This is a genomic window from Natronospira sp., from assembly GCF_007134575.1.
GTDB lineage: Bacteria > Pseudomonadota > Gammaproteobacteria > Natronospirales > Natronospiraceae > Natronospira > Natronospira elongata.
This window is the reverse complement of the sequence record NZ_SLKM01000223.1, coordinates 1-9,357: the sequence shown is the minus strand read 5'-3', so window position 1 is coordinate 9,357 and position 9,357 is coordinate 1. Positions and strand designations below refer to the sequence as shown.

Genomic DNA, 9,357 nt, shown 5'->3' with positions numbered 1-9,357 from the left:
CGGCCTCATTGAAGCCCATCCGCCTCGACTGCCCGGTGTACCAGGCGCGTCAGCTTATCCGAGGCATCCTGCCTCGGCCTCATTGAAGCGATCGCATCCGGGTTACCATCCGCCTCGACTGCCCGCTTATCCGAGGCATCCTGCCTCGGCCTCATTGAAGCTCCCTTCAACAGCCACAATCACACCGTTATCGCTGGTCTTATCCGAAGCATCCTGCCTCGGCTTCATTGGTAATCAGTAATGGTCCATGGTTATCAGAACCGATGACCGCAGATAAATCCGTTCCTACGGCGGGTCATGGGTGTGGCTTGGGGAGGCGTGTAGTTTCGGGGGCCTGGTGGAGCGAGTTGGCCTCCCGTGGGAGCGGGAGGCCGAGGCTGAGTTTCCATGGGTCTGCGCGAGTGCCGATTGTTCAGTCGAAGGGATGGCGAAGAAGGATGGTTTCGGCGCGATCCGGGCCGGTGGAAATGATGTCGATGGGCACACCCACCAGTTCCTCAATGCGCTTGAGGTAGTTACGGGCTGCTTCGGGGAGCTGGTCCAGTTCGGTAATGCCGAAAGTGTTCTCGCTCCAGCCGGGCATTTCCACGTAGATGGGTTCGCATTCATCGAAACCTTCGGCACCCAGGGGCGGGGTGCTGCGCTCGCCGTGTTCGGTGCGGTAGCCGACGCAGATGCGGAGCGTTTCCAGGCCATCCAGAACATCCAGCTTGGTGATACAGAGGCCGGAGACGGAATTGTTGATCACCGAGCGCTTGAGGGAGACGGCGTCGAACCAGCCACAGCGGCGAGGCCGACCGGTGGTGGCGCCAAATTCATGGCCACGCTTTGCCAGATGCTGGCCCATCTCGTCGGACAACTCGGTGGGGAAAGGACCGGCGCCGACGCGAGTGGTATAGGCCTTGACGATGCCGAGCACGTAATCGAAGTAGCGCGGGCCCAGGCCGGTGCCGGTAGCGGCGCCGCCGGCGGTGGTGTTGGACGAAGTCACGAAGGGATAGGTCCCCAAGTCGATGTCCAGCAGCGAGCCCTGGGCACCCTCGTAAAGACCGTTGCCGCCGGATTCATGGGCCTGATGCAGAAGATCGGTGACATCGCAGACCATGGGCTCGAGGGTTTCGCTCATCTTCAGGTAGCTTTCCAGGCATTGCTGGAAATCCACCGGTTCGGCATTGAAAAAGTGCTGAAGCACGAAGTTGTGGTAGTCCAGCACTTCGCCCAGCTTGGCGGCGAAGCGCTCCCGGTGAAAGAGGTCGGAGACGCGCAGGGCGCGACGGGCGACCTTGTCTTCATAAGCGGGTCCGATGCCGCGGCCGGTTGTGCCAATGGCACGGGCACCGCGGGCTCGCTCCCGAGCCTGATCCAGAGCCACATGGGAGGGCAGAATCAGGGCACAGGCGGGGCTGATGCGAAGACGCTCACGGGCGGGGACGCCTTCATCCTCCAGGGTCTGGAGCTCTTCCAGCAGGGACTCGGGATGCAAGACCACCCCATTGCCGATCATGCAGGTCACTCCTTCCCGCAGAATGCCCGACGGAATCAGGTGCAGAACGGTCTTCTTGCCGTCGATGACCAGGGTATGGCCGGCATTGTGGCCGCCCTGGAAACGGGCCACTACCTCGACCCGATCCGTGAGCAGGTCGACGACCTTGCCCTTGCCTTCATCACCCCACTGGGTACCCACGACGACGACATTCTTGCCCATTATGATTCCCGTGTTTGATCAGGCCCGCAGTCGCGGGCGGACTTAATCCAGTGCAACCACTTCCCAGTGGCCGCCCCTGCGCACCAGCCGACGATCACAACCGTGACCATCGGCCTCAAATTCAGTCTCCGGCAACTCCCGCAAGACCCGCTCACCCTGGGCCCTCAAGCCGGCGATGGCCTCTTCCAGGGCGGCGTCCTCCTCGGCAGGCGCCAACACCCCACCCTTTGGCCGCTCACCCTCATTGCTGTCCGGGACACAGGCCATCAGGGCCTTGAGATCGGCACTGAAACCGGTTGCCGGCCGCGCACGGCCGAAGGCCTCGCCGATACCGTCATAACGCCCGCCCCGAGCCAGGGCCTGACCATGCGCCGGATGAAAGGCACCAAAAACCAGCCCGTTTTCATAGTTGTAACTGTGAAGCTCGGCCAGATCAAAATGAATGGACAGGGCCGGGTAACAGGCCTGAACCCGTTCCGCCACAGTTTCCAGTCGATCCAGCGCTGCCTCAACCTCACTGCCGGCATCGCTCAGCCGCTCACGGGCCTGGGCCAATACCTCGTCGCCACCATGAAGTTCGACCAGGGCCGCCAATTGGGCCCGATGGTCCTCACCCAGTGGTAGTTCGGCCAGAGCCTGATGGTACTCGCCCACGGCCTTTCGGCGCAGGGGCTCGAACAGCTCTCGTTCCGCCTCGCCCTCAAGACCTGCCTGAGCGGCCAGATTGCGGTAGATGCCCACATGCCCAAGGTCCAGCGTGAGACCCTCGACACCGGCCACCCGCAGGGTCTCGAGCATCAGGCGAACCACTTCGATATCGCTGGCCTCGCCGCGATGGCCGAACAATTCGGCACCTATCTGCAGGGGGCTGCGTGATGTGGACACCCCTTCCGGCCGTGCCCGCAGCACCGTGCCCATGTAGCAGAGCCGGGTCGGTCCCTGGCAATTGATCACATGAGCATCAATGCGGGCCGCCTGGGGCGTCATGTCGGCGCGTATCCCCAGCAGGCGGCCACTGAGTTGGTCCATCACCTTGAAGGTCTGCAGGTCCAGATCGTGGGCATTACCCGTCAGCAGGGACTCCAGGTACTCCACGAAGGGAGGGAACATCAGGTCGTAGCCCCAGGACCAGTACAGATCCAGGAGACGGCGACGCATGGCATCCAGCCGCCAGGCTCTTGGCGGCAGGACTTCCTCGACTCCGGCAGGCAGCAACCAGCGTTCTGTGGCAGTCATGGCTCTCGTCCGAAACCCCGACCAGCGCCGGGGATGGCTCAGGCAGACAGGGGTCGCTGGCATGACCAGGAACCCTTGCCGCACACAAACAGGCCACCGGCCGCACGAAGGCGGCCGGTGGCGGAACAGGGAGGACTGTGCGGACTCAGTCCTCCGGGATCATATGCTTGAAATAGCGGAAGAACTCGCTGTCCGGCTCCAGGACCATGATGTCCTGATCCTCCTGCCCGATCGCACGGCGATAGGCCACCAGGCTACGGTAGAAGGAGAAGAACTCACGGTCCACCTCATAGGCGGCAGCATAGATCTCGGTAGCGCGAGCATCACCTTCACCACGAAGTTCCTCTGCCCGCCGGTAGGCATCCGCGAGGATTTCTTCACGCTGACGGTCGGCATCGGCACGGATCCGCTCAGCCCCTTCCTCGCCCTGGGCGCGGAGCAGTGTGGCATCCCGGCGACGCTCCTTGATCATTCGGTCGAAGACCGACTGGGTCACGTCATCAGGCAGCTCGATCTGCTTGATTCGGAAATCCACAATGGTAACACCAAGGGCCGAGGCCGCATCACGACCGCGATCCACCATCAGGCGCATCATTTCCATCCGCTCGGCGGCGATCACGTCTTCCACCGTGCGGCGCGCGAACTCATTCCGGATCCCGGCTCTGGAGATTTCCAGCATCCGTTCCCGGGCACGATTCATATCACCCCGGGTGGCCCGATAGAAATCACCGGCATCCTCGATTCGCCATTTGACGAAGAAATCCACCAGAACGTTCTTGCGCTCCTGAGTAAGGAACCGCTCCGGGCGGTGGTCCAGGGTCAGGATACGGCGCTCGAACTTGAGCACACGCTCTGCGAAGGGCAGCTTGAAATGCAGCCCCGGTTCATAGTTTTCGGCCACCATCTCGCCGAAGCGCAACTTCACCACGGCCTCACGCTCATCCACGATGAAGACCGACTGGGAGCCGACGAAAATGGCCAGGGCCAGAATGACCAGTATGGGAGTAATCCAGCGGTTCATCGGCGACCTCCTCGGCTACGCAGGCCTTCCCGGAAACGGGGTTCATCGCTTTCAGTCTGGCGGCGTTCGCCGTCACTGTTGCCGGAATCTCCCTCGCTGCGCGCGCCATGCCGTTGCAGCAGCTTGTCCATAGGCAGGTAAAGCAGATTATTGCTACCTTCCGACTGGTCGATAATGACCTTGGGCGTGCGGCCGAGGACGTCTTCCATGGTCTCCAGATAGAGACGCTCTCGGGTCACCTCGGGGGCAAGCTGGTATTCGGTCACCAACTGGGAGAAACGGGAGGCATCACCGTCCGCCCGATCCACCACCCGGGCGAGATAGGCGCGGGCTTCTTCAATCTCACGCGCCGCGGCACCGCGGGCACGGGGCACCACATCATTTCGATAGGCCTCGGCCTCCAGCATCAGACGCTCCCGGTCCTCACGAGCCTTGATGGCGTCTTCCACCGCCGGCTGCACGGCCTCGGGGAAGTTGACGTCCTGCAGGTTGACCTGGGTCACTTCGATACCCGCGCCGTAACGATTCAGGGTCTCCTGAACCGACAGGTGCGTGGTCAGCTCCAGGAAGCTACGTCCCTCACCGATCAGCACACAGCCCATGATGGTGTTACCCACCACTTCGCGCACCGCACTTTCGGTGACCTCATTCAGGGTCTCGTCGGGGCGCTCTACATTGAACAGGTAGTTGTGGGCGGGTTCGCGAACGGTCTGGGGGCCGGCCGCCTCGGGGCCCAATTCTGCCTCCTCGCCACCGTTGTCGTAATCCGGATAGGTGTAGACACAGGTGATATCGCGACCACCCAGGCCATCCTCCAGATCCATGTCGGCGTCCTCGAGCTCCTCGGGCACTTCACCGTTGACCTCTTCAAGCTCGTCCACGTCTTCCACGCGGACTTCGCGGTCACGGATATCGGCCGCTCCCATCAGGCGTTCCGCCAATTCGCTCAAGGCGCCGGAATCACCCACGCGATACTGAACGTTGAGGTCGACCTCGACGATGTTCTCGTCCTTGGTCAGCATGCGGGAGCGATAGTTGAAACGGCGGATTTCATTGACGTTGACCCGCTCCACGGTTTCCACCGGCCAGGGGATGCGCCAGTGCAGACCGGGCCCTTCGGTGCGCTCGTAGGCACCCACGCGCAAGACCACGCCGCGCTCGGCATCGTCCACGGTGTAAAAACCGGACAACAGCCAGATCACCAGCAGGGCGGCCGCCACCAGGCCCACCATGGGCGCGCTGGGCACTTGTCCGCCGCCTCCGCTATTGCCGCGGCCACCGCCGCTGCCACTGCCGCCACCGAAAAGGCGCTGCTTCAGGTTGCGAAAGACCTCGTCGAGATCGGGCGGACCCTGTTCTCCACCGCCCTTTCCCGAGCCGTTGTTCCCACGGGGGCCACCCCACGGGTCACGGTTTTTACCGGGTTCATTCCAAGCCATTGGCGAATTCCTCGACTGGAAAAATAACCCCGCCGCCGACTGCCAGCAGCCGTCGGCCACGGGGGCAAAAAAAGAGGGCCTATTTTACGGAGCCCGGGCGCACCCGGGCAAGGCAATTCAATGCGAGGCCGGCAGTGCCGCTGACGCCTCGGCCTCGTCCAGGCCGCGCGGCCGGGGTAAACCCTCCTCCCGCGCAAGCTTCTGGTAAACACTTTCCGATAACCGCAAGTGGAGGTCGATATCGCCCGCCGAAGTGGGTGACTCGTCGTGGACCGCATCCAGGGCATAGAGCCTGGCCCGCAGCCGGCCCTGGCTCGGACCCAGTCGGACCCATCCATCCAGTTCCCGACCGGCCAGTCGCTCGGCCACTGCCGCCAGCAGCAGGTCCATACCCTCACCAGTGGCGGCCGATACGCGGACCGCACGGATCACACCGTCGGCGTCCCGCTCGACCCCGACCGTTTTGTCGGTGAGATCGATCTTGTTGAATACCAGCAACTGGGGCACATCACCGGCGCCAATCTCGTCCAGCACCTCGTCCACCGTCTCAATCCGCTCCTGGCGTTCCGGATCGGCCACGTCAATCACGTGCAGCAGCAGATCGGCATCCCGGGTTTCCTGCAGTGTGGAGCGGAAGGCAGCCACCAGGTCGTGGGGCAGATGACGGATAAACCCCACCGTATCCGCCAGTACCGTCTCGCTGCCGCCCGGCACCGGCAGGTGGCGCAGGGTTGGGTCGAGGGTCGCGAATAATTGATCCGCCTGATAGACCTCCGCCTCGGTCAGGCGATTGAACAGGGTGGACTTGCCGGCGTTGGTGTATCCCACCAGGGAGGCGGTGGTGACTTCCCGGCGTTTGCGGCCCTGACGGCCCTGATCCCGCTGCTTGCGGACCTTGTCCAACCGCCGGGAGACCTGCTTGATTCGCTGACCGATCATGCGACGGTCCATTTCCAGCTGGGTCTCACCGGGCCCGCGCAGACCAATACCGCCCTTTTGCCGCTCCAGGTGGGTCCAGCCCCGCACCAGGCGGGTGGAGAGGTGGGTCAACTGCGCCAGCTCCACCTGCAACTTGCCCTCGTGGGTCTGGGCGCGCTGGGCGAAGATATCCAGAATCAGGCCGGTCCGGTCCAGCACCCGGCACTTGAGGCGGGCCTCCAGGTTGCGCTCCTGGCTGGGAGACAGATGGTGATTGACAAGAACCAGATCGGCCTTGTGAAATTCCACCGCCTCGGCGATCTCTTCCGCCTTGCCACCGCCGACAAAATAACGGGGATCTGGGCTGGAACGGCTATGCGTCAGGACCTCAAGCACCTCCGCGCCGGCCGACCAGGCCAGTTCGCGAAACTCGGACAGGGCATCGGTATCCGCGGCGGGACCAAGATCCACATGAATCAGCAGGGCGCGATGGCCTGCTTCGGGACGTTCAAACAATCAACACCTCCGCGTCATCCGCCTGGATGACGCCAAGCCGGGTCATGCACGGGCCGCAAAGCGACCCGACAGCATCAGTCATCACCTTCCCCATTGCCATTCATGCGCACATTACGGGCCGGCACGATGGTGGAGATGGCATGCTTGTAGACCATCTGATTAATGCTGTTTCTCAGCAGAATGACGAATTGATCAAAGGAATCGATTTGCCCCTGCAGCTTGATGCCGTTAACCAGATAAATGGACACCGGAATCTTTTCCTTGCGCAGGGTATTGAGAAACGGTTCCTGAAGCGACTGCCCCTTGGCCATCTTAACGTCTCCTTCGAGGTCTTATTATTGGGGAGCCTCCTCCGAGGCTCTCAGGAAACTGCCGCCACCCGAGGCCGGGACTCTCAGGGCTATGGCGGACCGGCCAAATCGGCCCGATCCTGCGGCGTTCAGTCTATCACAGCATCTCTGACTACGAAGCCCATCCACATGTCATCAAAAGACACCCGGCAAGGCCTCGTCAAGGATCGCCCGGAGTGCCTCGCAGGGCCGCGGTCGATCACAGGCAATCACATTGAGTTCCGGCTCCGCCCGCATCCAGGTGATCTGGCGCTTGGCGAGCTGTCGCGTGGCGACAATCCCCCGATTAACTGCCTCTTCAAGGGTCCCGCGTCCCGACAGGTATTCCCAGATCTGGCGATAACCCACCGCACGCAAGGCGGGGGTGGACAGATCAAGATCACCACGGGCCCGCAGGGCCGCCACTTCCTCCACCAGCCCCTGGTCCATCATCAGCCGAAAGCGACGGGCAATGCGCTCATGCAGCCAGGCCCGATCATCCGGCATCAGACCCAGACGGACCACCGGCCAGGGACAGTCTCGGACGGCTGCCTCGCGCTGAAGTTCCGTCAACGGGCGGCCGGTAAGCTCATAGACCTCCAGGGCCCGCTGGATGCGCTGGGGGTCATTGGGGTGAATGCGCGCAGCCGCCGGCGGGTCAATGGTCGCCAGGCGCTGATGCAACGCCGCCCAGCCCTGCGCCTCTGCCGCCTCTTCCAGGCGGGCCCGGACGGCCTCGTCGGCATCGGGGAGGTCCGCCAGTCCCCGCAGCAGGGCGCGGTAGTACAGCATGGTTCCGCCCACCAGCAGCGGAATACGACCGGCGCGCTGGATGTCCTCAATCTCACGGCGGGCATCGTCCCGAAATCGGGCGGCCGAATAGGGCTCGGCAGGGTCCAGGAAATCAATCAGGCGATGGGGGGCGCGGGCCAGTACTTCAGGGCCGGGCTTGGCGGTGCCGATATCCATGCCGCGATAGACCAACGCCGAATCCACGCTGATGATCTCGAACGGCCCTGCCTCGACCAGGGCTACCGCCAGATCGGTCTTGCCGCTGGCGGTGGGGCCCATCAGGCAGACAATGGGAGCGGGCGTCGAGTCGGTCATTGGCAGCAGGAGCCTCTGATTGATCCGGTCACTGCCCGCGCAGGAACAATTTGTCCAGCTCGTCCATGCTCAGCCGGAACCAGGTCGGGCGTCCATGATTGCATTGCCCGCTGCGCTCGGTGCGCTCCATATCCCGCAGCAAGGCATTCATTTCCTCCACCGTGAGACGACGATTGGCGCGCACCGAACCGTGGCAGGCCATGGTCGACAGGACCTCATCCACAGACTCCCGCAATCGCCCGCTACGGCCATGGACTGAGAGATCGGAGAGTAGATCCCGAAGCAGTTGCACCGGATCGCTGTTACGCAGATGGATCGGGATCTGGCGAATCATCAACAGCTCCGGGCCGGCGCGATCCACCTCCAGACCCAGGCTGGCAAAGTCCTCGCGCCCCTCCTCGGCCAGATCCGCTTCCCGTTGGGAGACCGGCAACTCCACCGGCACCAGCAAGGGCTGACTGGCCACGGAGCCGGCATCGAACTCCCGCTTCATGCGCTCATAGACAATGCGCTCATGAGCCGCATGCATGTCCACCACCACCAGGCCATCAGCGCTTTGAGAGAGGATATAAACGCCGTGCAACTGGGCCAGGGCGAATCCGAGCGGCGGCACCGAATCGCTGTCGCTTGTAGTCGGGGCCGGATCGGGCTCCTGGATGCGATGGCTCATTTCAAAGGGCGGCGGCTCGGAATAGGCCCGGCCGGCCCCGCCATTGCCCCTTGCCGCCCCACCCGGCAGGCCCAGACCGATACCGGCCTGGCGTGGCGGCGGGTCGGACTCGCCCGCCTGCCCCGGGGACGGCGCCAGGGGCGCGGGCGCTGCCGGACCGGCGTCCTGACCGGCCCGGGTCTCGGCCAGCACCTCGTGCAGGGTGCGGAAGAGAAAATCATGGACCAGGCGCTGTTCGCGGAAACGCACTTCATGTTTCTGGGGATGGGCGTTGACATCCACCAGCGCCGGATCCAGCTCAAGATGGAGCACATAGGCCGGATGACGCTGGCCATAGAGCACATCGCGGTAGGCCTGGCGGATGGCGTGAGCCACCAGGCGATCGCGGACCATGCGGCCGTTGACGAAAAAATGCT

7 protein-coding genes and 1 pseudogene are annotated in these 9,357 nt (G+C 63.3%); all 8 read right to left on the bottom strand.

Annotated elements, in window-relative coordinates; all coding sequences use genetic code 11:
• Positions 1 to 412 precede the first annotated feature (412 nt).
• Positions 413 to 1,705, bottom strand: coding sequence for an adenylosuccinate synthase (locus tag ACJWXQ_RS08935; RefSeq protein WP_346052390.1), 1,293 nt, complete (start codon positions 1,703 to 1,705; stop codon positions 413 to 415).
• A 42-nt stretch (positions 1,706 to 1,747) separates the two neighbouring features.
• A complete protein-coding gene (locus ACJWXQ_RS08930; RefSeq protein WP_346052391.1) occupies positions 1,748 to 2,941 on the bottom strand; it encodes an ATP phosphoribosyltransferase regulatory subunit in 1,194 nt (397 codons plus the stop codon).
• A gap of 145 nt (positions 2,942 to 3,086) precedes the next feature.
• Positions 3,087 to 3,962 (bottom strand): protease modulator HflC, encoded by an 876-nt coding sequence (gene hflC / locus ACJWXQ_RS08925; protein ID WP_346052393.1) that lies wholly within the window; start codon positions 3,960 to 3,962, stop codon positions 3,087 to 3,089.
• On the bottom strand, positions 3,959 to 5,401 hold the full coding sequence (gene hflK, locus ACJWXQ_RS08920; RefSeq protein ID WP_346052395.1) for an FtsH protease activity modulator HflK: 1,443 nt from the start codon (positions 5,399 to 5,401) through the stop codon (positions 3,959 to 3,961). Before hflK ends, hflC begins: the two co-directional genes overlap by 4 nt.
• Before the next feature lie 117 nt (positions 5,402 to 5,518).
• Positions 5,519 to 6,835 carry a ribosome rescue GTPase HflX gene (hflX, locus tag ACJWXQ_RS08915; RefSeq protein ID WP_346052397.1) on the bottom strand — a complete coding sequence of 439 codons (1,317 nt, stop codon included), beginning with the start codon at positions 6,833 to 6,835 and terminating at the stop codon, positions 5,519 to 5,521.
• A 74-nt stretch (positions 6,836 to 6,909) separates the two neighbouring features.
• Positions 6,910 to 7,146: an RNA chaperone Hfq gene (hfq, locus tag ACJWXQ_RS08910; RefSeq protein ID WP_346052398.1), complete on the bottom strand. Its 237-nt coding sequence runs from the start codon at positions 7,144 to 7,146 to the stop codon at positions 6,910 to 6,912.
• Between the two features lie 174 nt (positions 7,147 to 7,320).
• Positions 7,321 to 8,271, bottom strand: a complete 951-nt coding sequence (miaA, locus tag ACJWXQ_RS08905) for a tRNA (adenosine(37)-N6)-dimethylallyltransferase MiaA (protein ID WP_346052399.1) — start codon at positions 8,269 to 8,271, stop codon at positions 7,321 to 7,323.
• 28 nt (positions 8,272 to 8,299) lie between these two features.
• Positions 8,300 to 9,357 (bottom strand): annotated as a pseudogene (gene mutL / locus ACJWXQ_RS08900) (DNA mismatch repair protein MutL); the annotation flags it as partial.

Bases quoted from the DNA above. Each gene is read 5' to 3' on its own strand.
- ACJWXQ_RS08935 (WP_346052390.1), bottom strand. From the start codon at position 1,705: ATGGGCAAGAATGTCGTCGTCGTGGGTACCCAGTGGGGTGATGAAGGC.
- ACJWXQ_RS08930 (WP_346052391.1), bottom strand. From the start codon at position 2,941: ATGACTGCCACAGAACGCTGGTTGCTGCCTGCCGGAGTCGAGGAAGTC.
- hflC (WP_346052393.1), bottom strand. From the start codon at position 3,962: ATGAACCGCTGGATTACTCCCATACTGGTCATTCTGGCCCTGGCCATT.
- hflK (WP_346052395.1), bottom strand. From the start codon at position 5,401: ATGGCTTGGAATGAACCCGGTAAAAACCGTGACCCGTGGGGTGGCCCC.
- hfq (WP_346052398.1), bottom strand. From the start codon at position 7,146: ATGGCCAAGGGGCAGTCGCTTCAGGAACCGTTTCTCAATACCCTGCGC.
- miaA (WP_346052399.1), bottom strand. From the start codon at position 8,271: ATGACCGACTCGACGCCCGCTCCCATTGTCTGCCTGATGGGCCCCACC.